The 26,588-nt window shown below is 61.4% G+C and carries 25 protein-coding genes; 22 read left to right on the forward strand and 3 right to left on the reverse strand.

Going from position 1 to position 26,588, the window contains the following annotated elements; all coding sequences use genetic code 11:
- Positions 1-21 precede the first annotated feature (21 nt).
- The 16 genes from NGJ44_RS14050 (at position 22) to NGJ44_RS14125 (ending at position 18,960) form a co-directional block, all read left to right on the forward strand.
- Positions 22-312 (forward strand): EamA family transporter, encoded by a 291-nt coding sequence (locus tag NGJ44_RS14050; RefSeq protein WP_251864297.1) that lies wholly within the window; start codon positions 22-24, stop codon positions 310-312.
- Positions 313-331: 19 nt separating this feature from the next.
- Positions 332-991, forward strand: a complete 660-nt coding sequence (locus NGJ44_RS14055) for a glycosyltransferase family 2 protein (protein ID WP_251864298.1) — start codon at positions 332-334, stop codon at positions 989-991.
- Entirely contained in the window at positions 988-1,332 is a 345-nt protein-coding gene (locus NGJ44_RS14060; protein WP_149065340.1) for a DUF2304 domain-containing protein, read from the forward strand. Before NGJ44_RS14055 ends, NGJ44_RS14060 begins: the two co-directional genes overlap by 4 nt.
- 83 nt (positions 1,333-1,415) lie before the next feature.
- Positions 1,416-2,783 (forward strand): glycosyltransferase family protein, encoded by a 1,368-nt coding sequence (locus tag NGJ44_RS14065; protein WP_251864299.1) that lies wholly within the window; start codon positions 1,416-1,418, stop codon positions 2,781-2,783.
- The gene (locus NGJ44_RS14070) at positions 2,783-4,906 is read left to right on the forward strand and encodes a glycosyltransferase family 4 protein (protein ID WP_251864300.1); all 2,124 of its coding nucleotides are present in this window, start codon (positions 2,783-2,785) and stop codon (positions 4,904-4,906) included. Before NGJ44_RS14065 ends, NGJ44_RS14070 begins: the two co-directional genes overlap by 1 nt.
- A 26-nt stretch (positions 4,907-4,932) precedes the next feature.
- Positions 4,933-5,757 (forward strand): ABC transporter permease, encoded by an 825-nt coding sequence (locus tag NGJ44_RS14075; protein WP_353506959.1) that lies wholly within the window; start codon positions 4,933-4,935, stop codon positions 5,755-5,757.
- The gene (locus NGJ44_RS14080) at positions 5,747-7,141 is read left to right on the forward strand and encodes an ABC transporter ATP-binding protein (RefSeq protein WP_251864301.1); all 1,395 of its coding nucleotides are present in this window, start codon (positions 5,747-5,749) and stop codon (positions 7,139-7,141) included. The genes NGJ44_RS14075 and NGJ44_RS14080 overlap by 11 nt, the downstream gene beginning before the upstream one ends.
- A gap of 16 nt (positions 7,142-7,157) precedes the next feature.
- Positions 7,158-8,504, forward strand: a complete 1,347-nt coding sequence (locus tag NGJ44_RS14085; protein WP_251864302.1) for a class I SAM-dependent methyltransferase — start codon at positions 7,158-7,160, stop codon at positions 8,502-8,504.
- 127 nt (positions 8,505-8,631) lie between these two features.
- Entirely contained in the window at positions 8,632-9,720 is a 1,089-nt protein-coding gene (locus tag NGJ44_RS14090; RefSeq protein ID WP_251864303.1) for a glycosyltransferase, read from the forward strand.
- A 58-nt stretch (positions 9,721-9,778) separates the two neighbouring features.
- Positions 9,779-12,499, forward strand: coding sequence for a glycosyltransferase (locus NGJ44_RS14095; RefSeq protein WP_251864304.1), 2,721 nt, complete (start codon positions 9,779-9,781; stop codon positions 12,497-12,499).
- Entirely contained in the window at positions 12,496-13,338 is an 843-nt protein-coding gene (locus tag NGJ44_RS14100) for a glycosyltransferase (RefSeq protein ID WP_251864305.1), read from the forward strand. Before NGJ44_RS14095 ends, NGJ44_RS14100 begins: the two co-directional genes overlap by 4 nt.
- 24 nt (positions 13,339-13,362) lie before the next feature.
- Complete coding sequence (galE, locus tag NGJ44_RS14105; protein WP_251864306.1) at positions 13,363-14,412, forward strand: UDP-glucose 4-epimerase GalE; 1,050 nt, start codon at positions 13,363-13,365, stop codon at positions 14,410-14,412.
- Positions 14,413-15,426 carry a lipopolysaccharide heptosyltransferase I gene (gene waaC / locus NGJ44_RS14110; protein WP_251864307.1) on the forward strand — a complete coding sequence of 338 codons (1,014 nt, stop codon included), beginning with the start codon at positions 14,413-14,415 and terminating at the stop codon, positions 15,424-15,426.
- Between the two features lie 4 nt (positions 15,427-15,430).
- A complete protein-coding gene (locus NGJ44_RS14115; RefSeq protein WP_251864308.1) occupies positions 15,431-16,705 on the forward strand; it encodes a 3-deoxy-D-manno-octulosonic acid transferase in 1,275 nt (424 codons plus the stop codon).
- Positions 16,706-17,061: 356 nt separating this feature from the next.
- The gene (locus NGJ44_RS14120) at positions 17,062-18,333 is read left to right on the forward strand and encodes an O-antigen ligase family protein (RefSeq protein ID WP_251864309.1); all 1,272 of its coding nucleotides are present in this window, start codon (positions 17,062-17,064) and stop codon (positions 18,331-18,333) included.
- Positions 18,334-18,390: 57 nt separating this feature from the next.
- Entirely contained in the window at positions 18,391-18,960 is a 570-nt protein-coding gene (locus NGJ44_RS14125) for an SRPBCC family protein (protein ID WP_251864293.1), read from the forward strand.
- A 65-nt stretch (positions 18,961-19,025) separates the two neighbouring features.
- Here the strand turns inward: NGJ44_RS14125 and NGJ44_RS14130 are convergent, their stop codons facing one another.
- From NGJ44_RS14130 to NGJ44_RS14140, 3 genes are read right to left on the reverse strand one after another with little or no spacing between them, the layout of a single operon-like run.
- Positions 19,026-19,190, reverse strand: a complete 165-nt coding sequence (locus NGJ44_RS14130; protein WP_251864310.1) for a hypothetical protein — start codon at positions 19,188-19,190, stop codon at positions 19,026-19,028.
- An 11-nt stretch (positions 19,191-19,201) separates the two neighbouring features.
- Positions 19,202-20,005, reverse strand: coding sequence for a type III pantothenate kinase (locus NGJ44_RS14135; RefSeq protein WP_251864311.1), 804 nt, complete (start codon positions 20,003-20,005; stop codon positions 19,202-19,204).
- Positions 20,002-20,859, reverse strand: coding sequence for a biotin--[acetyl-CoA-carboxylase] ligase (locus NGJ44_RS14140; RefSeq protein WP_251864312.1), 858 nt, complete (start codon positions 20,857-20,859; stop codon positions 20,002-20,004). The genes NGJ44_RS14135 and NGJ44_RS14140 overlap by 4 nt, the downstream gene beginning before the upstream one ends.
- Positions 20,860-20,953: 94 nt before the next feature.
- On the opposite strand from NGJ44_RS14140, the gene NGJ44_RS14145 reads away from it, so the two are divergent.
- The 6 genes from NGJ44_RS14145 to NGJ44_RS14170 all read left to right on the forward strand — a co-directional run bounded on the left by NGJ44_RS14145 (position 20,954) and on the right by NGJ44_RS14170 (position 26,569).
- Positions 20,954-22,084 carry an MlaE family ABC transporter permease gene (locus NGJ44_RS14145; protein ID WP_251864313.1) on the forward strand — a complete coding sequence of 377 codons (1,131 nt, stop codon included), beginning with the start codon at positions 20,954-20,956 and terminating at the stop codon, positions 22,082-22,084.
- Positions 22,085-22,089: 5 nt separating this feature from the next.
- A complete protein-coding gene (locus tag NGJ44_RS14150) occupies positions 22,090-22,926 on the forward strand; it encodes an ABC transporter ATP-binding protein (protein ID WP_251864359.1) in 837 nt (278 codons plus the stop codon).
- The gene (locus NGJ44_RS14155; RefSeq protein WP_251864314.1) at positions 22,913-23,869 is read left to right on the forward strand and encodes an MlaD family protein; all 957 of its coding nucleotides are present in this window, start codon (positions 22,913-22,915) and stop codon (positions 23,867-23,869) included. The genes NGJ44_RS14150 and NGJ44_RS14155 overlap by 14 nt, the downstream gene beginning before the upstream one ends.
- A complete protein-coding gene (locus NGJ44_RS14160) occupies positions 23,866-24,465 on the forward strand; it encodes an ABC-type transport auxiliary lipoprotein family protein (RefSeq protein WP_251864315.1) in 600 nt (199 codons plus the stop codon). Before NGJ44_RS14155 ends, NGJ44_RS14160 begins: the two co-directional genes overlap by 4 nt.
- Before the next feature lie 32 nt (positions 24,466-24,497).
- Complete coding sequence (locus NGJ44_RS14165) at positions 24,498-25,151, forward strand: alpha/beta hydrolase (protein WP_251864316.1); 654 nt, start codon at positions 24,498-24,500, stop codon at positions 25,149-25,151.
- A 158-nt stretch (positions 25,152-25,309) separates the two neighbouring features.
- Positions 25,310-26,569: a D-alanyl-D-alanine carboxypeptidase family protein gene (locus NGJ44_RS14170; protein ID WP_251864317.1), complete on the forward strand. Its 1,260-nt coding sequence runs from the start codon at positions 25,310-25,312 to the stop codon at positions 26,567-26,569.
- The last annotated feature ends 19 nt before the right edge of the window (positions 26,570-26,588 follow it).

Raw genomic sequence — 26,588 nt, forward strand, 5'->3', positions numbered from 1 at the left:
GGTCTCGCGGTCGGGAATCTATTGCTCAAGAAAACGGCGACCACCATCGTTCACGTGCCCCAAGATGTGTTAGGGCTGATTTTCAATCCGTGGTTCTACGCTGCCGTTGCGGTTTACGGCGGTTCGACGCTGCTTTGGATCATGATTCTGCGCAAAGTGTCGCTCGGCTTGGCGTACCCCATGTTTGCGCTCGGATTCATCATCGTGCCGGTACTGGACTATCTGTTTTTTAAAGAACAGTTACGTTCAACGACTATCATTGGCGGGTTAATAATTATTGTTGGCGTCGCGGTCGCGACACGGGGAGGCTGAGATGCGATCGAGTACATGGGTGGTCATCGCCGCTTATAACGAAGGACAAGTTATTCGCGGAGTGGTGACGGGCTTGAGAGCCGAATGGCCCAATGTCGTGGTGGTTGACGACGGGAGCGCGGACTCGACCGCGCTAGAAGCAGAGGCGGCGGGTGCTTTCGTCATTCGGCATCCCATAAACCTTGGGCAAGGCGCGGCATTGGCGACAGGTCTTCAGTATTGCATCGAAATCGGCGCTCAATATATCGTTAACTTCGATGCGGACGGGCAGCATCATGTCGAAGATATTCAAGGTCTGGTAGACCGAGCGTCTAAGCCCGATGTGGATATCGTCATCGGCAGTCGTTTTCTCGGAGAAACACGAGCCATGCCGGGGCGGCGCAAGCTGTTGTTGAAGGCGGCCGTATTGTTTACGCGAATCACAACCGGATTGAAGGTAACGGATGCACATAACGGGCTGCGTTGCTTTACCCTGGAAGCGGCTAAAAAAATAAAAATTAACCAGAATCGCATGGCACACGCCTCCGAGATTCTGGAAGAGATTGCTCGGCACAAGTTGCACGTCGCCGAGGTTCCCGTGACTATTACATATACGGAGTATTCGCTCGCCAAAGGTCAGCCCTTGTCCAACTCCATAAACATATTGCTTGAATTGTTCCTGGGGCGGCTGCATAAATGATTGCTCAAATTTTCCTTACACTGGGCTTTGCTGCGCTGGCAGCCTGCGGTTGGTTGCGGATGGGCCGGGTTCGAGTCTTCGCCGGCGCGCTCACACTCATTTGCCTCGCGGGCATCTATTTCATATGGTCGCCCGCTGATCTGACCGCAGTTGCGAACTTTCTGGGTGTGGGGCGTGGTGCGGATCTGCTGTTGTACATCTTCCTAACGTTCGTGATGTTCGAGCTTTTGATGGTGCGGATTCGCGATAAGGAGCGTGATGAACTTATCACGCGGCTGGCACGGCGACTGGCTATCGAAGAGGCCAAGCATAGGGCTGAGCGACGTGCTTCTGGAGCCTAGTGCGAACCTTCGCCCTGATTTCGTTGCCGTGTGGTTTGACGGTAGATTCTTAAGCTAGTTATGGCTCGGATAACACCGGGTCTATGCACATGATCCAAAGCCAGACAGAAGCAAGCAAACGGGCTGAGTCCTCCACTGACGCGGTTGTTGCCAGGGACGAAGCGGTCAAGGAACTCGCACGGTTGAAGGCGGAGTTAGCCCGTGTGTCGGATGAGTTGGCGGTGGTCGCCGCCCACCGCCAGGAACTTCAACAATCCATGGCATTCCGTGTCGGTACGGCCATATCCAAGAGCCCGGTGGGTACCCTCTATCGCGCTTTAAAGCGGTCGTCTGGCGGGGCGGCGGCGCCGGAGAGCCCCGCCACTGTCAACGAGCCTTTTTCCAGCGTCGTGCATACTGCACCTGAGCTCACGCCCGCTGTTGAGCCCGCCGTAGTGACGACACCGCAAAGAAGTACGCATACGGAATTCGATGCAGCCGCCATCGTCGCGCTGCCCGAGAACGTGCCAGTTTCCATTGCGCATCCTCACTGGTTGGGGATCCGCAGCTCGGCGAGTCAGTTGTTTGATCACCTGCTGTTGGTTACCGATTTGCTGACCCCTGAGGACGCGCACGAGTTCGTGCAGTTGCTGCTGTTGCGCAAGCCTCAAGCGGTAGTGCTGCAGGGGTTTCCTTTTGCATATCAGCATATTGTTGATGCGATGAATCGATTGGCGCCGAACGTGCCGGTTTGCGTCGTCTGGCACGGCACCTTTATGCAGGCGAGCGAGGACTATGCATGGCGTAGCTTCCGCCGTGTGTGCGCATTAGCTCGAGAAGGAAAGATCCGCCGTATTGGCTGCGTCAAGCAAGGGCAAGAACAGGTGTTGCAGCGTCAAGGCTTGGACGCAGCTTTCCTGCTTAACCGCTATCGAGTAATACCTGAAGGAGCCGCGCCGGTCAGCTCAGGTCCTTCATTGCTGGGAATCTGGAGTATTTCCGAACTCAAGCATAAGCCGCCGTATGAGATGCTTGCCGCCGCTTCGATGGTGCCCAACTGCAAGGTCGTTGGCTCTGTCGCTTCACCTCGTATGTTGGAGTTTTGCGAGGAATTTCGCATCGCCAACGAATTTGTCGGCAAGATGATTCCGCAGGTAGAGATGCCGCGCTATTTAAAGACGGCGCATCTTAATCTGTATGTGACCTTAAACGAGTGTGCTCCCATGCTGCCACTGGAGAGTTTCGCCGTTGGCGTGCCTTGCATCGTAGGTCCCAATACGCCTTACTTCGCCAATAACGGATATCTGCAGGATCGTCTGGTGGTGAAGGTGGCGGACGATGCGTACGCAATAGCGCGCTGCATTGAACGGGCGTTAACTGAGCGAGATGAGATAGTCGCCGCTTATCGGGAGTACGTAGTCGAGCATAACTCCGAGTCTGCTCGAACAGTGGGGCAATTCTTGGATTTCTAATGCGCACCATCTGCTTTGTTACATACGAGCTTTATCCTGTCACCCGAGGCGGGTGCGGCGCGTTGCTATATAACGTGGCGTGCCAACTTCTTCAGGCGGGTCATCGCGTCGTGTTCCTGCTAGATGTAGACCGTCCGACGTTTGAACGGTTTGACCTCGAAGAAAGGCTGCGCCTGCCGCATCCAGATAATTGCGCCTCCTATCAGTTGTCGGCCGTATTGCCGGAAACCACGTTATTGCGTGAGAATTTCAGTTCTTGGTATGAGTGGCGGTCTTACCTGCTCTCGCTGGGAGCTCAGCATGTTCACCGGGCCGAGCGCCCAGATCTGATCGAGTTTTTTGATTACCACGGGGTCGCTTATTACTCTCTGTGCGAGAAGATTGCACTTGGTCGGTTTGAAGGCAGCCATATCGCGGTGCGTTTTCACGCCACAATTGAGGCGATGGATCGAGTCGATCTGACCAATTTTCTGAGCCCGGAATTGTGGACGCTGTACTCACTGGAAAGGGGCGCACTGGACCTGGCTGAGACGGTGATTGCGCCTTCACATTCTTTCTACGAGCGCTCGCTGTCAAATTTATACCCGGGGTCACGGGGGCGCGAACGCATCGCAGTACCTCCATTGCGCAAGGCTCTGGCGCGACACCAGAGTCCTAAGCCCGATCAGCAGGCCGTGTTGTGCTACGGACGCTTGTTCTCCATAAAGGGCGTGGATTTGATGGTTGACGCCGCTGTCCAGTGGATGCAGCAGCGCCCGGAGATCCGGCCTAAGTTTTACTTCGTTGGGGGGGACTCGATGCAACCGCCCGACGGAAGCGGGGAATACGCCGAGTACTTGAAGCGTCGTATCCCCGTAGAGCTGAAGCCGTATTTCCATTTCACCGGTCATATGACGCATGAGGCGATGGAAGAGCTGCTGGCGGACGTGCGCTTTGCGGTGTTCGCAAACCGTTACGAATCATTTTGCTACGCGGCCCACGAACTTTACGCGGCCCATGTGCCACTTATTGTCTCCGCTATCCCAGGATTTGCTGACTTCTTCGAGCACGAAAAGAACGCGTTGGTTTTTGACGAAACGCGGACAGACTCGTTGGTTCAAGCCATGGAGCGCCTATGGCACAATGATGACCTGCGCGCCAAGCTGGCATTTCCCTATCCCGTGATTCCATCGAACGTGGCACCGGTCTACGAAGATGAGCATCTTGAGAGCTGGATGGATGTGGCTCGCAGGAAGGTAGGGACGACGCAACTGCGCATTACGACGATGATTGTCGCGAATTCGTTGTCTGACGCCAAGCAAACCGCAAGGCCTCTGCGGGGAGTGGAGGACCACATTTGCCTCGTTCTTTTGCCGGCGGAGTCCTACCCTGACGAGATCTCTGCGTACCTATTGGGCCGCAATGTGGTGTGTGTCAATCTGGATGGAGAGGTTCAAGATCTGCACAGCCTGCGAGCGACTGAAGCGATGCTTATCCTGCGCTGTGGGGACTCTATCGATGCGCAGTACCTGACCACGGCTGCGCGAACTCTATCCCAGTTCGCGGCAGTGCCTTTCGTGACATGTTGGCAACATCGCCTTACCTCCGTCGCCGGTTCCGTTGACACCTACGCGCTATCATTAGCGCTCGATGTCGCACCAATGAGCGGACGTAGTCCGTTCACCAGAGCGGTGTTCCGCACAAGTCCGGACAGACTGATCCTTGATAGCTTTGACACCAATCTGGGCGAGTATGCCGAGATAGGCTTTCTTTGGAACTTGACTGCGGCGGCAGAACCAGGCGTCGTGATTCCCGAAGCGTGGATCAAGCCGAAGGTCGAGAGCTACGCACCGCCTACGCCGAAGCAGCTTTCGTACTTGTTGAACCGAGATTCGAGCGAGGTCCGTCGCACGCGGTTGGCGCAGTTCGCGGTAGCGAATTGGAATATCGCGCCGAACGTTATTGAACGGCAGGAGATAGCTGCAGAAATGCGTGCCTTGCCTCCGGAGCTGACGCACCTGCTTTTGCGGGTAGGGCACAAGATTGTTCGGCTGTATACACGTTTCGGTCTGGCGCGAACAATCATTAAATGGGTGCGACGGCGAATTCGCGGGACGTCAATGGGTATGCCAAAAATTCGTTGAGTGAATAATAATCACTGAGGTATATCTTGATTAAAGAAGTATGCGCGATTGGACACGACATTGTGTTCAAGCACCGGCATCTGATATTTCAGATGATAAAAAGGGAGGTTCTGGGTCGATATCGTGGCTCAGTTATAGGCCTTGGGTGGTCTTTCTTCAATCCTTTGCTGCTACTCATCGTTTACACGTTTGTTTTTTCCGTCGTGTTTAAAGCGCGTTGGGGGGGGGCAGGTGGCGTGCAGCCGCAGTCTCATGGTGATTTTGCGGTAATCTTGTTCGCTGGCTTGATAATGAATAACCTGTTCGTCGAATGCATGAACAGAGCTCCCTCTCTTATTCTCAACAACGTCAGTTATGTCAAGAAGGTCGTGTTTCCGCTCGAAACGCTGATCGTCATCGCCATCGGCTCGGCACTTTTTCATCTTCTGATCAGTTTTGTGGTTTTAATTATTGCGCAGCTCATTTTCCTTGGACATGTTCCATGGACTGCGATTTACTTTCCTTTGATTCTTGCCCCGCTGCTCCTGCTGTCGCTTGGGCTTTCGTGGTTCTTGGCTGGCCTAGGCGTATACATCAGAGACATGACGCAGGCAGTTTCACTGGCCACCATTGTGTTGACATTCGTCTCGCCGATCTTCTATCCGTTGTCTGCATTGCCGGCGAATATGCAGGGATACGTCAAGCTGAACCCGATCACGTTTGTCGTCGAAGAAACGCGGAATGCCGTGATTTTCGGCAAGCCATTTAACTGGTCGGGTTGGCTGGTCTACACCTTGGCGGGTGCGTTAGTGGCGATGGTCGGATTGGCATGGTTCCAAAAGGTTCGCAAGGGATTTGCCGATGTACTCTGACGATATTTCTATTCACGTTGAAAATCTCGGCAAACGCTATTCCGCTTACGCAAAGCCTCAAGATCGGCTGAAAGAAGCGATCTGGGGGCGTGTGTCTAATGCGCTGGGCCGCACTCCGCGCAGCATGGCCCAGGATTTCTGGGCGCTTTCCGACGTTTCCTTCGACGTCAGGAAGGGTGAAACCGTCGGTATTGTGGGTCGGAATGGCTCGGGAAAATCTACATTGCTTCAGATGATCTGCGGCACCGTAACGCCCAGCCAGGGATCTATTCAGACGCATGGTCGGGTGGCGGCGTTGCTGGAGCTTGGAGCAGGCTTCAACCCTGAGTTCACAGGGCGGGAAAATGTATATCTGAACGCCTCGCTTTTGGGACTAACGCACGAGCAGATCGATGCCAGGTTTGATCGTATCGCGGGCTTCGCAGACATCGGCGAGTTTATCGAGAGTCCGGTAAAGAAATACTCCAGCGGCATGTTCGCGCGACTCGCTTTTTCTGTCGCGATTCATACCGAGCCGGACATTTTGATTGTCGACGAAATCCTTGCCGTCGGCGATGCTGCGTTTCAACGGCGGTGTCTAAAGAAATTCTACGAAATAAGAGACGCTGGCTGCACGATTCTATTCGTCTCACACGACCAGTATCAGGTCAAGAGCATCTGCCAGCGAGCGTTATATCTGGAACGAGGCAAGCAAAAGGCCTTTGGGCCGGCCGGACGTGTAATTGATCAGTACACGATCGATATGCAGGAGGCGCTCAGAGAGTTTGAAGCGCGCGAGGAGGTGCTGACCAATAATCAGCCTATTGCGCTTCCGGCTGAGTTGGAGCAGCTCGACACCTCGAATCCGGAAGACATGCCTGGTAAGGACGTCTCATCGTCCGAAGGCATCATGCCGATGTCCGAGTTCCCCGCCAAAACCGCCGTGTCCGAGGTGGAGCCGGAACGGTTGTACACGATCGAAGATGCTTGGTTGACCAATGATGAGGGAGAGCGGATCGAACAGATTGCTACCGGCGAGAATCTGGTCCTGAACGTGGAGTATCGCGCGCTGACCAGCAAGTTACCACCAGAGACCAGCTTTGTCTTCAATCTCTACCGACACGATGGATTGTATATCTGTGGGACTACAACGCTGATGGATGGACTTGCCGCACATGCATCCGTTGCAGCCGGCCGGTTTACCGTACGTTTTCCGAAGCTTCCTCTACTGAGCGGATCGTATAAATGGCGAGTTGCGATTAACGATGGTCGCGGATTTGTTGTTTATGCAGAAGCCAAGGATGTATGTCAGTTCCACGTATTAGACAATTTTGAGGCAGTAGGGGTGGTCTCATTGGAGCGGAGCTGGACTTTTGAGAGTGGATCCTCTCGCGATGCGGCGTGATCTGGTTGGGATATAAATGGAACGACTGAACTTCAATGAAAGCGGCGCGTACGAGGGGATCGAAGCGGCCGTCCACATTGCTCGCTATTCCTTCGCCAAGCATTGTTGCGCAGGAAAGAGAGTGCTCGACATCGCGTGTGGCGAGGGCTATGGGTCCCGCCTTCTTGCAAATTGGGGCGCGAACGCTGTTGTGGGTGTGGATGTTTCGCAGGAAGCAATTGTCAATGCCGAGCGTTATTTTGCAAATGAAAAGGTTTCATTCCTGAGAGGCACGGCGGAATCCATTACCGAGCAGTTTGAGCCTCAAAGTTTCGACATGATTGTCTCCTTCGAGACAATAGAGCATGTACAGGATCCGTTGCTGTTTCTACGGAATATGCGTGCTTTGCTGAAACCCGGTGGAATTATCGCAATCAGTTGCCCTAACGACTGGTGGTATTTCCCGACGGAGGAGCAGCGTAATCCCTACCATTTGCGCAAGTATCATTTCGAAGAGTTCAAGGAGCAGGTTGAGAGCGTATTGGGTCGGCCAGATGCTTGGTTTTTAGGCGGACCAATTTTTGGATTCGCCAATCTTCGGCATGAAGGATATTGGGCGGCGGATGGCGTTTCTGGCCAAATCCAAATGCAACGAACGTCGGCGGCTAGGGACGCGCAGTTCGTACCAGCAGAATTTGGCGGCGGCCCTCAACCGAAGAATGCGAGCTATTTCTTGGGCATTTGGGGGGCGCCAGACTACGCGCTAACCAGTAATGCGGGGGCTGCGATACTCCCCCTCTCCATGGATAGCTTCAAGACAGGCATTTTCCAAGGGCATCTGCCGCAGAAAGATGGCCTGCCGATGGTTCATGTTCCTGCGGACGTGGGAGAGAAAGCGAGTGCTGACGAGGGATCTGTGGCTCTTAGCGCGCTTGCTCGGTCCATCCGGGATTTCGGTTTGAAGGCAGAAGTGGCGGTCGCGGAGTTGGGTTTGATGCGAGAGCAGGCAGCTGAAAACCAGATCGCCCGAGAGCTGTATGCGGTGATAGACACTGTGCGATCCGACGCGGTGAAGATGCAACGAGACATTGCGACATTTCGTCCACAACTGTCTTGGTATCGGGAGCGAGAAGGAGAGAGAGCGCGCGCGTTAGAGGAAGCTGCCATCTGGAAGGCAGAGTTGGAACGCGCACTGGAGGAGTTAGGTATTGCTCAGTCGAAGATGCAGAGTACCGCACAGGCGTTGGGCCAGGCTCACGAGGAGATCCAGAGGATTACCTTAGAAGCGGTGCGCTATCGAAAGCTGTGTGCTATCTTGCCAAGCTGGTTCAGGTCAGGCATTGTGTCGTTGTACAGAAAGCTTAGGCTTGGCAAAAAAAAATAGCCGAACTGAGCGCTGCAATCTCTTTTTTGCCAAAGGCAATTTTTGAAAACAGTATTTGTTTCAAAAAAAGGCTATGCTGATTTGAGTATTTTATTAAGGTCCATATATGACTCAAACAGCCCTAGGCATGCAGCGCAAGCCCGCAGAAGAAGAAAATCTGTCGAGTTCGGACCAGATTGCTATGAGTCATCGACCAAAAATTGCTTTGGTCATAGATACTGATGATTGGGCTTTTTCGAATATTGCGCGCATGCTCGAAGTGCATATTTCGAACATTTTTGAATTCAAGATTATTCCGTCCTCTGTACTGAGTTGTTTGGATCATATATTTCTCGCTGCGGCGGATTGCGATATGGTTCATTTTTTTTGGCGTGAATATCTGCGTTTGATTGAATCGCCGCTTTCCAAGATACATGTCGAGCGCTTTGGTTTTCCATTCGAGGAGTTCAGGCGTCGGTATTTGAGCAAGCCCATTACGACCGGCGTCTATGATCACCTTTATCTCGGTCCAGAAGAGCGTCAGTTGCGGGCGAATTTCTTTCATAATGAAGTAACCGCATACAGTGTCGCCTCCAAACGGCTAGAGAAGATATATCGGGAACTCGACGAATATCCACCACCCGCCGCAGTGTTGGAAGACGGCGTATCGCTCGAAATGTTCAAGCCCGTGGGGCTGGAACGATTCGATCTTCCCGTCGAGCGACCTATAGTGATTGGCTGGGCAGGCAACAGCAAATGGGCTGCGGAACAAGATGACGTTAAAGGCTTCAATACAATCCTACTGCCCGCAATAAAAATATTGAAAGAAGAAGGCTTCAATATATTGTCACGCTTTGCTGACAGGCAGGTCGAGCTCGCTCCCCATGCGAGTATGCCCGCTTACTATAACTCCATAGATATTTACGCCTGTACATCAAAGTTCGAAGGCACGCCGAATCCTGTTCTGGAGGCGATGGCTTGCGGAATTCCGGTTGTCAGCACGGATGTCGGCGTCGTGCCGGAGGTATTCGGGCCGGAGCAGCAGAACTTCATTGTGCGGGAGCGTTCAGTGGAGGCCTTTGCGGACGCTTTGCGTGGATTGCTGATCCAGCCCCAGCTTTTCCGCATACTTTCGGCGGAAAATCTTCGCTCAATTCAGTCATGGGACTGGAAGTTCAAAGCCCTTGAGTTTGCGAGTTTTTTTGAGCGGGTATTACGCGATCATTGGGTTAGTTGATGGTCGATATATTCCTTTCGTTATAGCGGTGCACGAAACCTATTCCCTCTAAAGGCATATGAACTTGAAGGAAATTGGCGCATTTGCCAACTTCGGAGCTGAGGCATACCGGCTCCTACCTGAGGTACACTATTTTGCAGCGCACAAGCCCATGCCTTGGCCTTCGGCGGCCACGGAATATGTGGTCGCGAGGGGGGGGAGTGCCTTAGTACTCGGTGATTTTCTGGGTGCGCCTACCGATCTGGACTTGGTTTTTCACCATGCTTCTGGGGCGGATGAAAAGGGTATCCCGCATATTTGGTATTTTGACAACTGGGCGGGCTACGTCGACGAGATAATCGGCGGTAAGACCGAGGCCGCCGCGTTGGTGGTGTCCTCCGCATTTCTTGCTGCGATGGTCGACCCCCGTCCAATGCTGCGTACCTTCAAGCGGTTATGTTTGAAGCAGCAGCTCCAAGTATTTTTTGTGCATGCGAAAACCGAGGGTATTTTTCGCACTTGGACAGCCGGCCAATTTAGACGGTTCCTGGAGTTGAGTGGGTTCGAGCTTAGCAGGGTTCCTGATACGCACGGACTTGAGGCCTACGTCGCAACGATCACGACCGAGTCTTACCGCGCATATTTGCGCCAACAAGGGCTGGCACCCGAACTGGTAGACGTTGATTTTCTCCTCATTTCAACGGAAGACGCGACCGTCAGGGCTACAGGCGGAATTGGCACATATGTAAAGAACATCAAGGCGCTCGACAAACGAGCTGTGGTGTTAATGTGCGATATAGACTTGGCGCCAAACGGACTCGATGGCAGAACACTAGTGCCTCGTATGTTCGTGGACAGCCTGGGCCGCGAGAGTTTTTTTGACGGCTTGGGTTTGATTGAAGCATGTCGCGCCATTCTGTATCTGCTGCCGGATGTCGTGGTCATGGAATCTCAGGACTACAAATCTATAGCATTTCGCTTGGTGCAATCCAAGTCTACCGGAGGATTGCCGCATTGGCTTCAGATGCGTGTTTTCATGCACGGCTCAATCGACTACATGAAATACGGGGTACAGGATGAGTCGGCGATGGATTACACTCCATATGAATTAGGCCAGGCTATAAAGGACAGTTATATATTTCAGAGGGCAGATGCATGCTATGCGCCGTCTCGCTATCTGGGAATCGAACTGTTGCAAAAGGAATTTGGTTATCGCTTGAATAACCTCTCGATCAGGCGGTTGCCTTTCGATCTTGCTACGGTTCCGAGTGAGGCCGGAGTAAACCTTGCCGCCGTCAAGCGTATTGTATTTATTGGGAAATACAGCCGACTAAAGGGCTGGCCAGATTTTGTGGCGGCCTTGGAGGGTTTGTACGTTTCGGGTGGCCTCGCTGGGATAGAAGAAATCGTGTCCTTGGGACCGGTCGGCCCGAGCAATGAAGACCGTGCCCGGCTGGAGCGATTGTGCGTATATAAAGACTATCATCTGTCGCATTCTGAAATTCTTGCATTTCTAATCAATAATAAAAGCGATGCATTGTTTGTAGTGCCATCGAGGGGGGAGAACTATCCTTTTGTCATCCTTGAACAGATGCTGATGGGAACCCGGTTGGTGGCATACAACACGGGCGGCGCGGTTGAAGTGGTTGATGATGAAAAATTCGTTCGTAATCATTTTTCCGATCCGAACGCGAGAGCTCTACAGGAAAAGATCCTGGATGCACTAGCCCGCGATATCCGGGACAGTGAAGTTGAATTGCAGGCGTCGCGCCAGCGAGTGTGGGAGCGGCAGATCGCAGTCAATCGCGAATGGAGCCGCGAAGGCAAGGTGCAGGCGACTCCGAAGGCCGCACCATTGCCTGAGCTAGGACGCTGCGAAGTCACTATTATCATCCCGGTATTCAACACGCCCCTGGAGATGATCAGTGAGCTTCTGCAGTCGATATCGGCTTCTCGTGTAAGACCGTCCGAGGTGATTCTGGTTGATGACGGCTCTGCTGAGAACTACGACGCACAGTTGCGCCAATGCGTGAAGAAGGCCTTTGGCGATGCCATCAAGTGGCGAGTGCACGCACAAACCAATAAGGGCCTTGCGGGGGCTAGAAACGCCGGCCTAGCATTATCGACCAGCCCGTACACCTTCTTTATTGATAGTGACGATCTATTGCTGCCGACGACGCTGGAAGAAGCATGGATCGCTCTACAGCTAGATGTGGAATTGGTAGCTGCGACAGGTTTTGCTGTGCATTTTTCGGAGAAGAGTGATTTGCCCGCAAATCCTGAACCCGCGCGGGATGGGTGGTTCTGGAAGCCTTTGGGGGTGCCCGAAGCTCGGGCGCTTGCGATGCTGGAGAACCAGTACATGACCGCCAATGTAATGGCGCGTACTGACATGTTGCGTGAATTTGGGGGATGGGATGACAAGGACAAGTCGACCTGGGAAGATTGGGCTTTCTTTTCCAGGCTGGCGTGGGAAGGCAAGCGCTTTTCTCTGATTCCAAGCCTCGGCTATATGTACCGCAACACGCCAGGCAGTATGTCAAAGACATACAACCGTTATTTTGGTCGTCGCCGACTGGTCCGCAATATAGCAGGTATGAGCAGATTGGATGCGAATGCGTTACTCAGCCTGATTAACGTTGACAGCGGTGGCGGGGCGCAGCTTAAAGGGCCAAGCTTGTCAGAGAAAGAGGTGGAGCTGATCAACCTCCTTCGTTCATTGATTCAAAGACCGCGATTGCGACGGTTGGTGGTAATGGCGTATCGCTTGTACACGAAGTTGCGGAGATCATTCAGATGACGACTTGCGCGGCCGACGGCCGCCCTGGCGCCTTTTCCGTGCTTATGTCTGTGTACGCGGGAGAACGTGCGGTCTGGCTCGATCAGGCGCTGGCGAGCCTGGCTGCGTCAACAATTTGGCCTACCGAAATCATACTTGTTGAAGATGGTCCCCTCGGGAGGGACCTGCATGAGGTCATTGACCGCTATTGTGCCGTATTGCCGCTGAAGCTGCTGCAATTGGAGCGCAATGTCGGCCTGGGCCCGGCTTTGGCGGCTGGCCTGTCGTTGTGCCGAGAGGAGTGGGTTGCGCGCTTTGACACGGACGATTTGATTGAGCCTGATCGGTTCGAACGGCAATTGTCCTATCTGAGTGAGCACCCGGATGTTGACATCGTCGGCGGCTGGATTCAGGAGTTCGAGGCGGATCCGGGGCAAGAGCGAGGAAGGGTGCGACTCGTACCTGAAGACCATCGGGCCGTGCTAGCGTACGCGCGGCGGCGTAATCCATTCAATCACATGACGGTGATGTTTCGCCGGGTCATGGCTATGGCTCATGGTGGATACCAAGGCGAGAGGCTTTACGAAGACTATGCACTGTGGGTGAGAATGCTGCAAGGCGGTGCGGTGGCGGCGAACATCCCTGGTGTCTTGGTAAAAGCCCGAGCAGGGGCAGATATGTTCGAGCGACGCGGGGGGATGGCTTATGTGCGGAGCGAGGTGGCCGTGCAGTGGTCCTTCTTTAGGTGCGGTTTCATCGGGCCAGGGCGCCTGGTGCTGAATTTGGCGCAGCGACTACCGGTTAGAATTCTACCCGGCACGGTTAGGCGGTGGATCTACCAACGATTTCTCCGCGCCTAACGTGAATACACCACACACTCCGACATGACCAAATCTCTACTCGTTACGGGCGGCGCTGGCTACATTGGATCGCATACGCTGCTTGAACTCCTCAAGGCTGGCTACAAGCCCGTCGTGTTCGACAATTTCAGTAACAGCTGTGCCGAGGTGCTCAGTAGAGTCGAAGAGTTAAGCGGTTGCGCCATAGATGTGATTGAAGGGGATATCCGGGACAAGTCCGCGCTCGTGCGCTTGTTTGAAGCGCGCCGTCTCGCAAATGAACCGGTGGAAGCAGTAGTCCACTTCGCGGCACTGAAGGCTGTGGGCGAGTCGGTTGAGAAGCCAACAGAGTATTACGACAACAATGTTGGCGGTACGTTGAGCCTGTTGAAGGCTATGGATACCTGCGGCATTCGAAAATTGGTGTTCAGCTCGTCTGCCACCGTGTACGGCGAGCCTTTGAGGCTGCCATACACCGAAGATCATCCCTTCGCACCCACCAATCCTTATGGCCATACCAAGGCGATGGTGGAGCAGATTCTGAAGGATTGGTGCCACGCGTCAGATGAGCGAAGCGCCGTGGCCCTGCGTTACTTCAATCCTATCGGCGCTCACCCGAGCGGCCGCATAGGGGAGGCGCCACAAGGACGTCCTAACAACCTATTTCCCTTCATAACGCAGGTCGCGGTAGGAAAGCGCGACAAGTTGAGCGTATTTGGGGACGATTACGAAACGGTCGATGGAACTGGTGTCCGCGACTATTTGCACGTCGTTGACCTTGCCATCGGCCATGTTCTAGCGGTCGCGTATATGGCTAGCGGCAATCGCGGATTTCAGGGGATCAATCTCGGCACCGGGCGAGGAACGAGCGTGCTGGAATTGGCGCGGACGTTTGAACGTGTCACGGGGCGGCCAGTGCCTTATGAAATTCTGCCGCGCAGGCCGGGGGACATTGCTCAGGCCTGGGCGGATCCTACGGTGGCTGCAGCGCTTCTGGGTTGGCGAGCAAACCGGGATATCGAAGAGATGTGCATTGATGGCTGGCGCTGGCAGAGCCAGAATCCAGACGGTTATCAATCCGTCGTGAAAAAGTAGTTGCCTATGCGCATCCTCATCGTTCGCACCTCCTCCCTGGGCGATCTCGTCCACATGCTGCCTGCGATCTCCGACATCGCCCGCCACGTGCCGGATGCGGAAATCGACTGGGTAGCAGAAGAAGCGTTCGCTGAAATCCCCGGTTGGCATCCCGCAGTCAGCGAGGTGATCAAGGTCGCACACCGCCGCTGGCGCAAGGCGTGGTGGTCAGCGCCGGTCCGGGCGGAGCGGCAGGCATTGAAGGAGCGTCTGCGGTCCAGGCAGTACGACGTCATCCTGGACATGCAGGCCCTGTTGAAGTCAGCCTGGCTGGTGCGCCAGGCGCGCGGGGTGCGCCATGGGCTGGACTGGCGTTCGGCGCGCGAACCGTTGGCGTCGTTGTTCTACAACGTGCGGCATCGGGTGGAGTTCTGGCAGCCGGCGGTGATCCGCCAGCGCAAGCTGGCGGGGCTGACGTTCGGCTACCAGTACGCGGGGCAGCCGGATTTCGGCCTGCAGGCGTTTGCCCGCGAGGTGGCCGAGGCGCGCGAGGCGGAGGCGGGGGGCGGCGAGGGCCGGCTGCATCATCTGGAGGCGGACAAGGGCTACGCGGTGATCATGCCGTCGGCCAGCCGCGACGACAAGCTGTGGCCGGAGGAGGACTGGCGGGCGGTGTTCCGCCGGCTGCACGAAGCGGGCTGCACACTGAAGCTGCTGGCGGGCAACGAGCAGGAGGCGCAGCGCGCGCGCCTGCTGGTCGCGGGTGCGGAGGGGGCGGAGGTGATGCCTCGCATGAGCCTGACCGAGGTGGCGCGGCTGCTGGCGGGTTCGCGCCTGATGGTGGGCCTGGACAGCGGGCTGACGCATCTTTCGGCGGCGCTGGGCCGCCCGACCATCGGTATCTATCGGGCTTCGACGCCGGTGCGCACGCCGCTGGTGGGTTCCAATTACACCGCCAGCCTGGGCGACCGCGGCGCGTCGCCGTCGCGCGAAGTGGTGATGGCGGCGGTGGAGCAGGCGCTGGCGGCGCGCTGATGAGATGAACCGCGCCGTCTATACCCTGGCGCTGCGCGCGCTTTCTCCTTTGCTGTGGCTGTGGATGGCGCGCCGGGCGCGCCGGGCGGGCGGGGAGTGGGGCGTTTTCTCGGCCGAGCGTTTCGGGCGCGCGGGCGCTGCGGGCGGCTTAGCGCCGTCGCGGCCGGTGTGGGTGCACGCGGTGAGCCTGGGCGAGACGCGCGCGGCGCAGCCGCTGGTGCGGGCGCTGCTGGACCGCGGGCTGCCGGTGCTGCTGACGCACATGACGGCCACGGGCCGCGCGGAGGGCGGGCGGCTGTATGCCGACGCCATTGCCCGCGGGCAGCTGAACCAGGCCTGGCTGCCGTATGACTTTCCCGGCGCGGTGCGCCATTTCTTCGAGACGCACGCGCCGCGCTGCGGATTGCTGATCGAGCGCGAGATCTGGCCCAACCTGCTGGCAGGCGCGCGGGCCGCGCGGGTGCCGATGGCGCTGGTGAGCGCGCGGTTTTCGGCGTCGTCGCTGCGGCAGGCGCGCCGGATGGGCAAGGTGATGCGCGAGGCGCTGGCGGGCCTGGACCGGGTGCTGGCGCAGACGGCGCAGGATGCGACCCGGCTGGCGGAGGCGGGCGCGGGCGCGCCGGTGGTGACGGGGAATCTGAAGTTCGATTTGTCGCTGCCGGCCGCAAAGGTGGAAGCGGGCCGTGCCTGGCGGCAGCGCGTGGGTCGGCCGGTGGTGGCGGTAGCCAGTACGCGCGAGGGCGAAGATGCGCCCTTCGTCGAGGCGATGGCGCGGGCGGCCGCGGCGCCGGGCGCCCCTCTCTTTCTGTTGATTCCCCGCCATCCCCAGCGCTTCGAGGAGGCGGCCGGCCGCCTGGCCGCCGCGGGGCTGCGCTATGCGCGCCGTTCCGCGGGGCAGGAGCCGGACGCCGGCACGGCGGTGCTGCTGGGCGACACGCTGGGGGAAATGGCGTTCTATTACGCGGCGTCCGACGTGGCGATCGTGGCGGGCAGTTTTGCGCCGCTGGGCGGGCAGAACCTGATCGAGGCCTGCGCGGCGGGCGTGCCGGTGATCGTGGGGCCGCATACGTTCAATTTCCAGCAGGCCGCGGCCGACGCCATCGAGGCGGGCGCGGCGTGGCGCGAGCCGGACCCCGCGCAGGCGGTGGCGGCGGCGTTGCGCTGGCTGCAGGACGATGTCGCCCGCGCCGCGGCGGGCGGCGCGGCGCGGCGCTGGTTCGACACGCACGCGGGCGCGACGGCGCGCACGCTGCAGCCGCTGGCGCCCTGGCTGGAGTAGGGCGAGGCCCCGCTGTCGGTGTGCGGGGCGGAGAGCAGGGGGCGCGGCACACTGGCTGGCACGCGTGCAAGAGGGCGGCAAGCATTTCCGGTATGCGAGCGGTGAAGGGGGCAGAGGATGGAGCAGGAGTCCAGGAGTCCGGCTGTTCATCCGCATGAGGCATGAGGAAGCGTCTGGCTCGAGTTTCCGCTAAAACCGGGAGGGAATCAGTCTGTGTTCGCGGGTTGTACACGTTATGATGCAGCACCCGCGGCGAGAGTCGTTTTCCGGCGCGGCATCGCTGATGGCTACTCTTTGCTCGATCCCTGTTTTTTCGCTCCGTTGGCCTGATTCCATGGCGGGCCGGCCACCTCACCATGCTTCCGTTCCTAGATATCACCATCATCGCCATCACCGGACTGGCGCCGCTTTTCGCCATGACGGTTGGCGGTGGCAGCGCCATTTTCTATGTGCTTCTGTTGTGCTGCCTGCTCGTCTGCTGCCTGCGGGAGGGCGGATGGCGCGCCTCGCTGCACTCGCTTCGCCCCTACCGCGGCACCATCGCCGCACTTTTCGTTGTGCTGGGAGCAATCGTCATCAGTCTGATTGCACACGGCAGCATGCACGGCCCTTCGCTCGAACGCGGCGTGCGCGTGTCTCTGGGGTTCCCGATCTTCCTGGCAGCCATGCTGGGTATCGACCGTGTTCGGCTCAGGCAGGCATTCTGGGGCGTGGTTCTTGCCGGGTTGGCCAGTGCGGCCATCGTATTCTGGCTGGCGTTTCCTTCATTTGCCCGCCCCGACACGCCTCAGCACAATGCCGTCACTTATGGCAACCTGATGTTGCTGTTCCTGGTGCTGGTGGCCTATGGCACGGGCTGGCGATTCACCGCGGCGCATCGCTTCGAGTCCGGGTTCAAGATCGTTGCCGCCGCCGTTGTTTTCGTCGCCTTCATCCTCACCCAGACCCGCACCGGCTGGATGGCCATCCCCCTGTTCGTCGTCGTCGGGCTCTGGCTGTTTGCCAAGGTGAAACACCCCGCCAAGATGTTCGCCGCGCTGGGGGTTGCGTGCGCGCTTCTTGTGGCGCTGGGTTCCACCAGCGAGGCCTTGCGCGCCCGAGTCACCCAAGGCATGCAGGAAGCGGAGGCGTGCCAGGGAGCGGGCGCCACGGCAGATACCTCGGTATGCATCCGCCTCCAGCTGTGGCGCGCATCGCGCCAAATGATCGAGGAGCATCCCCTGTTCGGCCTCGGCAACACGCAGCGCTTCATGCCGGAGCTGGAAGCGCGCGTAGCCACGGGCGTGGTCTCGCCCTTCGTCTCGCAGAATTTCGGCGAGCCGCACAACGACATGCTGCACATGTTGACCAGCTATGGGGTCCTGGGAGGCGTGGCGCTGATCCTGCTGTATGGCGCGCCGGCGGTCGTTTTTTTCCGCCGCCTGGGCGCTGCGCATCCGCGGGAGGTTCGCGTGGCCGCCGCCATGGGGCTTGCGCTGACGCTGGGTTTCGCGGTGTTCGGCCTTACCGAGCTCATGTTCCGCACCATGAAGACACTGGGCCTTTATGTCATTCTTGTGGCTTGGCTGTTGGCCTTGAGCGACGGCGGAAGCGCCGCCGCACCGCTACACACGCGGGAGCGCCGATAGTCAAATGCGCGGTTTGGTATCACAATGGGTGCAAAAGTCGACTCCGAGGAGACGATCATGCGCATTGCTGATGCTCAATGGATTCCTTCGACCCAGCACCAGACCTGGGATGCCCTGACCGATCCGGCCGTGTTGCAGCGATGCATTCCGGGATGCGTCGCGGTCGAGAAGCGCAGCCCTACCGAGTACGCAGTCACGCTGCGTGCCAAGGTGGCCGGACTGGATACCGACTACGACGGCGAAATCCTGCTTTCCGACGTCGATCCGCCCAATAGCTGCACGCTGGTCTTCGAGGGCAAAGGCCGAGCCGCCTGCCTGGCCATCGGCACGGCCCAGGTCAATCTGAGCGCCAAGGACGATGGCACCCGCGTGGCCTACACGGTGGCCGGCATGACCGGCGGCAAGCTCGCGGAATATGGCGAAGGCGTGGTGCTGAAGGCGGGCGAGAAGATCATCGACAAGTTTTTCACCGCCTTTATCGACTACATGGCGGCGCAGCCCCGCCTGGCGCCGCCGCCCAAGCCGCCCGAACCGCCCGAACGCGGCCTGGCGAATTCCCGCTGGTCGTGGGTGGTGGTGGTGCTGGTCGTGGCCATTTTCTGGGGCTACCACGCGTTTTATCAGTGATTCCGCCGCACCTCGGACGCTTCGCGGTCTCGCGTGCATATCTGGGGTGCAGGCTACTGTCCGCCCTACGACCCTTCCCGCGGCAACACCCGCACCGCGTCCGCGTTCAGCTGTTGCCCGAAGCGCCGCGTGTCCCGCCCTTCGTCTTCCGGGCGCGGCCCCAGCAGGCCCTGGCCCAGCGCGTACACGCCGAGGTTGGCGAGCAGCAGCAGGATGAAGAGCAGGCGCATGGCGGTCTCCGTCAGGGCTGGGCGGGAGCGGCGCTGGCGAGGGCGGCCAGGCCGTCCAGCACGGGGTGGTCCAGGTAGATGGGGGCGGGCGCGCCGCCGAAGGCGTGGCCGGCTTCGGTGAGCAGGCGTTCGATTTCGTGGCGGACTTCGGGCCAGCCGCCGCCGGCGGCGTAGATGTGCGGCGCGGCGCCGTAGCGTTCGCGCCCCGCGAGCCATTGGCGCATGACCGCGCCGGCCTGGGCGGCGGCGATGCCGGAGGCGATGGCTTCGTGCGTGTCGGTGGGGTAGGAGACGACCTGACCCTGCGCCACGGGCAGGTTGGCGGTGCCCTGGGCCAGGGCGGTGCGCATCATGGCGGGGCCGGGCAGGATGAGGCCGCCGGCAAAGACGTTGTCGGGGCCGACGGTGTCTATGGTGGTGGCGGTGCCGAAGCTGGCCAGCAGAAAGGGCGGGTGCGCCTGGGGCAGGCGCGAGAGCACGCCCAGCAGCGAGGCCCAGCGGTCTGCGCCCAGCTGCGAGGGGTTGCGGTAGCTGTTGGTCAGGCCCAGCGTGCAGGCCTGGGAGCGCGACCAGTCGACGCGGCAGCCGTGCCGCGCGAGCAGGGCTGCGATGGCCTGGCCGCGCGCCTGGCCGGCCACGTTCACGCCCACGGCGCGGCGCGGCGGCTGCGCCAGGGTGCCCAGCCAGCGGTCCAGGGCGTCGAGGTCCAGCCCGTCGAAGGCGGCCACGGCGGCGTCGCGGCGCCCGGCGGGCAGGCTGTCGTCGAGCCAGCCCACTTTGAGCCGGCTGTTGCCGGAGTCGATGAGAATGATCATGCCTGGCGCCGTATGGAGATTTCGCCGATGGAGACGGGGAGCAGGCCCTCGTCGGTGCGCAGCAGCAGGCGGCCCTGGGCGTCCACGCCGGCGGCCGTGCCGCGCTGGATGATTTCGCCTTTGTCGAGCACGTTGACGGGGCGGCCGGCCAGGGCGTCGACGCGGCCGAACCGCTCGGTGAAGGCGCCGAAGCCTTCGCGTTCCAGTGTCTGCACGGCTTCGTGCCAGGCCGAGGCGGCGGCGCAGACCAGGTCGGCGGCGCCGGCCGGACAGCCGCCGCCGGCCTGGGCCACCGCATGCCAGTCGGCGACGTCGCGGCCCAGGGCGGCGGAAAGCTCGGGCGCGTCGGCGAGGTTCAGGCCCATGCCGATGACGGCCGTGTAGCCGGCTTCGGGGCCGCCGGGGTTGCGCGCGGTTTCGACCAGCACGCCGGCGAGCTTGGCGTCGTGCCACTGGACGTCGTTGGGCCACTTCATGCACAGATCCTGCGCGGCGGAACCGGCGACCGCGCGCAGCGCCTCGCAGGCGGCCAGGCCGGCCAGCGGCGAGAGCGCGGGCAGCTGCGCGGCGGGAAGATGAAGGTCGAAGGCGCAGGAGAACATCAGGGCCGCGCCCACGCGGTTGCGCCACGGCCTGCCGGCGCGGCCGCGGCCGGTTTCCTGGAGATGCGTGCCCAGCAGCCAGGGCTTGGCGGGCGCGTCGCCGCGGCGCACTCGGGCGAGCAGGTCGGCGTTGGTCGAGCCGGTGCTGGCGGTCCAGGCGATGTCGCGGAAGGCGGGCAGGCGTTCGCGCAGCAGATGCGCCAGGGCGTCGGGCGCGGGCAGGTCTGGGGGGCGGACAGAGGTGGCGGACATGGCGGCGATTGTAGGGCACGCGGCCGCGCTTGGCCCGGTGACAGGCGCTGCGTATATCATTGGCGATACATTTTGCATCGTGCTTATTGCCTACATGCCGCAATCTTCCGCCACCCCGGTCGCTGCCGAGCCCTTCCGGCTGGAAGGGAACATCTGTCACGTGGCAGGCGACTGGAGCGTGCTGGCGCTGGCCGAACCGGGCGAGGGCCGGCGGCGCCGGGCCGCGCTGGCCGCCGCGGCGAGCCGGGCGATGCGCTGGGACCTGCAGCGCGTGAGCCGGCTGGACACCATCGGCGCGCTGCTGATCTGGCAGGCCTGGGGCGGGAAGCTGCCCGAGCGCGTGCGCTGGGGCGCCGGGCAGCAGGACGTGTTCAATGCGCTGGCCCTGAACCAAGGCGGCGAGCAGCCGCCGCGCCCGCGCCCCGATCCGTGGGAATGGCTGCGCGCCATCGGCCAGGGCGTGTTCGATGCGGCCGAGAACGGCCGCGCGCTGCTCATCATGCTGGGCCAGCTCGTGCTGGATTTCCTCGGCATGCTGCGGCGCCCGGCGCTGGGGCCCTGGCGCGAGATCTCCGCCCAGATCTACCGCACCGGCGCGCAGGCGCTGGGCATCACGGCGCTGGTGGGCTTCCTGATCGGGGTGGTGCTGTCGTATCTGTCGGCCCAGCAATTGCAGATGTTCGGCGCCGACCGCTTCATCGTGCGCCTGCTGGGCGTGTCCATCGTGCGCGAGCTGGGGCCGGTGCTGGCGGCGATCCTGGTGGCGGGCCGCTCGGGCTCGGCCATTACCGCGCAGATCGGCGTCATGCGCGTGACGCAGGAGCTGGACGCGATGCTGGTGATGGGCATTTCGCACGGCCAGCGCCTCATCCTGCCGCGCGTCATCGCACTGGCCGTCACCATGCCGCTGCTGGTGCTGTGGACCGACACAATGGCGCTGCTGGGCGGCATGCTGGCCGCGCAGATGCAGCTGGGGGTGTCGGCGCAGTGGTTCCTGCAGTCGCTGCCGGACGCGATTTCGCTCACCAACTACTGGATCGGCCTGCTCAAGGGCGTGACGTTCGGCGTGCTCATCGCGCTGATCGCCTGTCATTTCGGCCTGCGCATCCAGCCCAATACCGACAGCCTGGGACGCGGCACCACCACGTCGGTGGTGACCGCGATCACCGGGGTGATCCTGCTGGACGCGGTGTACGCCATCATTTTCAGCATGGTGGGCATCTGATGGCGATGGACTCCGCCCAGCACCGGCTGTTCTCGGAAGACGGCGTCACCGTCGAGCCGGTGATCCTGGTGCGCGGGCTGCGCACCGCGTTCGGCGACCACGTGGTGCACGAGAACCTGGATCTCATCGTGTTCCCGGGCGAGATCATGGTGCTGGTGGGCGGCTCGGGCTCGGGCAAGACGGTGCTGCTGCGGCAGATCATCGGCCTGGCGCAGCCGGCGGCGGGCACGGTGCGCGTGCTGGGCCAGTCGCTGCCGGATCTCACGCCGGCCGAGCGGCGCCGGCTATCCCGCCGCTGGGGCATGCTGTTCCAGGCGGGGGCGCTGTTTTCCGCGCTGTCGGTGTTCGACAACATCGCCCTGCCGCTGCGCGAATTGCGCACCGTGCCCGAGGACATGGTGCGCGACGTGGTGATGTGCCGGCTGGCCATGGTGGGCCTGTCGGCGCGCGACGCGGACAAGATGCCGTCCGACCTCTCGGGCGGGATGATCAAGCGCGTGGCGCTGGCCCGCGCCCTGTCGCTGGACCCGGAGCTGCTCTTCCTGGACGAGCCCACGGCCGGGCTGGACCCGCTGCGCTCGGACGAGTTCGTCGAGCTGGTGCGCAGCCTGCACCGCCAGCTGCGCTTTACCGTCGTCATGGTGACTCACGACCTGGACACGCTGATCGCGCTGGCCTCGCGCGTGGCGGTGCTGGCGGACAAGCGGGTGGTCGTGTGCGACACGCTGCCGGAAGTGCTCAAGTTCGAGCATCCATTCATCAATACATTCTTCCTGGGCGAGCGCGGCCGGCGCGCGCTCGGGGACCTGGCGCCGAAGGGATTGCACAATGGAAAACCGTAGTCATGCGCTCATGGCCGGTATCTTCACACTGGCCTTGCTGGCCGCGGCCGCGCTGGTCGCGATCTGGATCGGGCACGATCACACCAAGTTGCAGACGTACGAAATCATCTCCGCCACCCCGGTGAGCGGCCTCAATCCGCAATCCACTGTGCGCTACCAGGGCGTGCCGGTGGGCAAGGTGCAGTCGCTGGCGCTCAACCCCGCCAAGCCGGGGCAGGTGCGCATCCGCATCGGCGTGGCGCCGTCCACGCCCATTACCGAGTCCACCTGGGCCGAGCTGGGCGTGCAGGGCGTGACCGGCCTGGCCAATGTCGAGCTGCGCGACGACGGCACCTCGCGCACCTTGCTGCAGTCCTCGGCCGAGCATCCGGCCGCCATTCCGCTGCGCCCCGGGCTTTTCGAGCGCATCGAGGAGCGCGGCGGCAAGCTGCTGTCCCACGTGGAGCAGGCCACCGCCCAGCTGAGCCGTGTGCTGAGCGATCAGAATGTGCTGGCGCTGACGGCCACGCTGCAGAACGCCACCGATATTTCGCAGTCGCTGCGGGAAGCCACGCGCGACCTGGGGCCGGCCCTGGCCCGGCTCGGGCCGCTGATGGCGTCGCTGGATTCCACTTCGCGCCAGGCCGACCGCGCGGCGCGCGAGATCGGCGACCTGGCGCGGCAGGCGCGCGAGTCGCTGGCCCGCCTGAACGCGCCCGACGGGCCGCTGGCCATGGCCACGCGCAGCCTGAATGACATTGCCTGGGCTGCCGCGCGCCTGGACAACGCGACGCTGCCGGCCGTGGGCGGAATGGCCGACAGTGTGCGCGATGCGGCGCGCGCCGCCACCGCCACGCTGCGGCGCGTGGACAATTCGCCGCAATCCATTCTGTTCGGCCCGGCGCCCGCGTTGCCCGGGCCGGGCGAGCCCGGCTTTGCCGGATTCGGGAGACTGCCTCAATGAAGATCCGTAGCGTGCTTGCCGTGCTGGGCCTGGGCCTGGCGCTCGCGGGGTGCGGCGTGGGCCGCGTGGCCGCGCCGCCTTCCGTGTTCGATCTGGGGCCGGACAGCCGGCCGGTGCCGGCCCTGCCGGCGCGCCCGGCGCTGGCGCTGTCTTTCTCCGCCGTGCCCATGCTGTCGGAAACCGGCGTCATCTGGCGCGTGGGAGACAGCGCCGCGCCGCATTCCTACGCCACCTATCAATGGGCCACGCCGCCGGCCGAGCTGGTGCGCCAGCGCCTGGCGGACCGCCTGTCGCGGCAGGGGCCGCTGCTGGCCGAGCGCGCCAGCGCGCAGATGCCCCAGCTGCAGGTGACGCTGTCGCGCTTCGAGCAGGTGTTCCAGCCCGACGGCGCGGCCAGCGAAGGCCGTGTGCACCTGCAGGCCGTGCTGCTGCGCGGCCACTCGGTGCTGGGCCAGACGCGCATCGTCACCCGCGCGCCGGCGCCGACCCAGGACGCCGCGGGCGGCGTGGCAGCGCTGCGCGCGGCCACCGACGAGGCGGCCGACCAGCTCGCGCAGTGGCTTTCCTCCATGCCGCTGCGCGATGCCGGGGGTTAACATTTCTTCTTTTTCGCAGCACGAGAGTCTCCATGCCCGCACGCACTGAAACCGAGATCTACACCGGCGGCGCCGGCCGCATCGATTGCGCCGTGGATTGGCCCGACGCCGATCCGCGCGGCTGGGCGCTGGTGCTGCATCCGCATCCGCTGCAGGGCGGCGCGCGCGAAAACAAGGTGGTGACGACCATCGCGCGGGCCTGCGTGCAGCACGGCCTGGTCGCCGTGCGCCCGAATTTCCGCGGCGTGGGCGCGTCCGAAGGCGAGTTCGACAAGTCGCGCGGCGAAACCGCGGACATGGTCGCGCTGGTGGCGCAGGTGCGCGAGCGCCATCCGGCGCTGGCGCCGGCGCCCTGGGTGCTGGCGGGCTTTTCGTTCGGCACCGCGGTGGCGGCGCAGGCCTATGCGGCGCTGGCCGGGCAGGGCGATGCCAACCTGCCCAAGGCGCTCATGCTCATGGGGCCGGCCGTGAACCGGTTCCAGTCGCACGAGGTGCAGGTGCCCGGCGACACGTTGATGGTGCATGGCGAGGAGGACGAGGTCGTGCCGCTGTCCGAGGCCATGGACTGGGCGCGTCCGCGCGCGATTCCCGTGGTGGTGGTGCCGGGTGCTTCGCACTTCTTCCACGGCAAGCTGCTGGTGCTGCGCCACCTGGTGCAGGCGCGGCTGAAGGTGGCGCTGGACTGAAGCGGCGACACCGCGATGCGCCACGGCGCGTTGCATCAAGTTGCATGTTTTCGCCGCGCGGGGAACCCCGCGCGGCGCGGCCGGGTCGTATCGCCTGCCTATAATTGTCAGCTTCTTGCCCCGCGCCAGCGGGCGTCTTTCCTGGACTCACGTTGCCGATGAAGACTCTGTCCCACTCCGCTCACTCTCCTCTCGTTGTTTCCCGCCGCGTCCTGAGCGGCGCCGTGTTGTCGGCCATGCTTGCCATGTCTGCGCCGGCGTGGACGCAGCAGGCGCCGGCGGCTCCGGCGGCGGCGCAACCCGCGGCGCCGGCCCCGGCCGCGGCGGGCGCGGTTGCGGTGGGCGATGTGTCCGCGGTGCCGGCGCCCACCATCGCGGCCAAGGCCTGGATCGTCATCGACGTCAACAGCGGCCAGACGCTGGCGGCTTCCAACGCCGACATGAAGGTCGAGCCGGCCTCGCTCACCAAGATCATGACGGCCTACGTCGTGTTCGATGCGCTCGAAGAAAAGCGCCTGACGCTGGAGCAGACCGTGCCGGTTTCCGAGCACGCCTGGCGCACGGGCGGCTCGCGCATGTTCATCGAGCCGCGCAAGCCCGTGACCGTCGACGAACTCAACCAGGGCATGATCGTGCAGTCGGGCAACGACGCCTCGGTGGCGCTGGCCGAGGCGGTGGGCGGCAGCGAGTCCGCCTTCGCCGCGCTCATGAACCAGGAGGCCGAGCGCCTGGGCATGAAGAGCACGCACTTCGTGAACGCCACCGGCCTGCCCGACCCGCAGCACATGACCACCGCGCGCGACCTGGCCACGCTGTCGGCGCACCTCATCACCGATCACCCCGACTTCTATCACTACTACAAGCAGAAGAGCTTCACCTACAACAAGATCACGCAGCCCAACCGCAACCGCCTGCTGTGGGCCGACCCGTCGGTGGACGGCATGAAAACCGGCCATACCGAGTCGGCCGGCTACTGCCTGGTCTCCACCGCGCTGCGCGGCGACCGCCGCGTGCTGGCCGTGGTGCTGGGCACCGACAGCGAGGCCACGCGCGCCGAGGAAAGCCTGAAGCTCCTGAACTGGAGCTTCCAGAACTTCGACACCGTCAAGCTCTTCGACAAGAGCCAGCCCGGCATCGATGCCCGCGTCTGGGAAGGCACGGTCGAGAACGTGAAGCTGGGCCCGCCCAAGCCGGTGACCCTCGCCGTGCCGCGCGGCAAGGCCGGCGACCTCAAACCCGTGGTGCAGCGTACCGACCCGCTCATCGCGCCGCTGTCCAAGGGCCAGCAGGTGGGCACGGTGCAATTCACGCTGGACGGCAAGGTGCTGCGCACCGAGCCCCTGGTGGTGCAGGACGCGGTGGAGCGCGCCGGCTTCTTCGGCCGCATGGTCGACACCGTCAAGCGCTGGTTCCAGTAAAACCGCCGGCCGCGGGTGT

The sequence above is a fragment of the Achromobacter sp. Marseille-Q4962 genome (genome assembly GCF_943737005.1).
In the GTDB taxonomy this organism is placed as follows: domain Bacteria; phylum Pseudomonadota; class Gammaproteobacteria; order Burkholderiales; family Burkholderiaceae_B; genus Achromobacter.

Coding starts and splice junctions, on each gene's coding strand:
- NGJ44_RS14070 (WP_251864300.1), top strand. CDS start 2,783: ATGCGCACCATCTGCTTTGTTACATACGAGCTTTATCCTGTCACCCGA.
- NGJ44_RS14115 (WP_251864308.1), top strand. CDS start 15,431: ATGAACCGCGCCGTCTATACCCTGGCGCTGCGCGCGCTTTCTCCTTTG.
- NGJ44_RS14130 (WP_251864310.1), bottom strand. CDS start 19,190: ATGCGCCTGCTCTTCATCCTGCTGCTGCTCGCCAACCTCGGCGTGTAC.
- NGJ44_RS14080 (WP_251864301.1), top strand. CDS start 5,747: ATGTACTCTGACGATATTTCTATTCACGTTGAAAATCTCGGCAAACGC.
- NGJ44_RS14135 (WP_251864311.1), bottom strand. CDS start 20,005: ATGATCATTCTCATCGACTCCGGCAACAGCCGGCTCAAAGTGGGCTGG.
- NGJ44_RS14145 (WP_251864313.1), top strand. CDS start 20,954: ATGCCGCAATCTTCCGCCACCCCGGTCGCTGCCGAGCCCTTCCGGCTG.
- NGJ44_RS14125 (WP_251864293.1), top strand. CDS start 18,391: ATGCGCATTGCTGATGCTCAATGGATTCCTTCGACCCAGCACCAGACC.
- galE (WP_251864306.1), top strand. CDS start 13,363: ATGACCAAATCTCTACTCGTTACGGGCGGCGCTGGCTACATTGGATCG.
- NGJ44_RS14165 (WP_251864316.1), top strand. CDS start 24,498: ATGCCCGCACGCACTGAAACCGAGATCTACACCGGCGGCGCCGGCCGC.
- NGJ44_RS14150 (WP_251864359.1), top strand. CDS start 22,090: ATGGACTCCGCCCAGCACCGGCTGTTCTCGGAAGACGGCGTCACCGTC.
- NGJ44_RS14155 (WP_251864314.1), top strand. CDS start 22,913: ATGGAAAACCGTAGTCATGCGCTCATGGCCGGTATCTTCACACTGGCC.
- NGJ44_RS14120 (WP_251864309.1), top strand. CDS start 17,062: ATGCTTCCGTTCCTAGATATCACCATCATCGCCATCACCGGACTGGCG.
- NGJ44_RS14095 (WP_251864304.1), top strand. CDS start 9,779: ATGAACTTGAAGGAAATTGGCGCATTTGCCAACTTCGGAGCTGAGGCA.
- NGJ44_RS14085 (WP_251864302.1), top strand. CDS start 7,158: ATGGAACGACTGAACTTCAATGAAAGCGGCGCGTACGAGGGGATCGAA.
- NGJ44_RS14065 (WP_251864299.1), top strand. CDS start 1,416: ATGCACATGATCCAAAGCCAGACAGAAGCAAGCAAACGGGCTGAGTCC.
- NGJ44_RS14140 (WP_251864312.1), bottom strand. CDS start 20,859: ATGTCCGCCACCTCTGTCCGCCCCCCAGACCTGCCCGCGCCCGACGCC.
- NGJ44_RS14090 (WP_251864303.1), top strand. CDS start 8,632: ATGCAGCGCAAGCCCGCAGAAGAAGAAAATCTGTCGAGTTCGGACCAG.
- NGJ44_RS14160 (WP_251864315.1), top strand. CDS start 23,866: ATGAAGATCCGTAGCGTGCTTGCCGTGCTGGGCCTGGGCCTGGCGCTC.
- NGJ44_RS14100 (WP_251864305.1), top strand. CDS start 12,496: ATGACGACTTGCGCGGCCGACGGCCGCCCTGGCGCCTTTTCCGTGCTT.
- NGJ44_RS14060 (WP_149065340.1), top strand. CDS start 988: ATGATTGCTCAAATTTTCCTTACACTGGGCTTTGCTGCGCTGGCAGCC.
- NGJ44_RS14170 (WP_251864317.1), top strand. CDS start 25,310: ATGAAGACTCTGTCCCACTCCGCTCACTCTCCTCTCGTTGTTTCCCGC.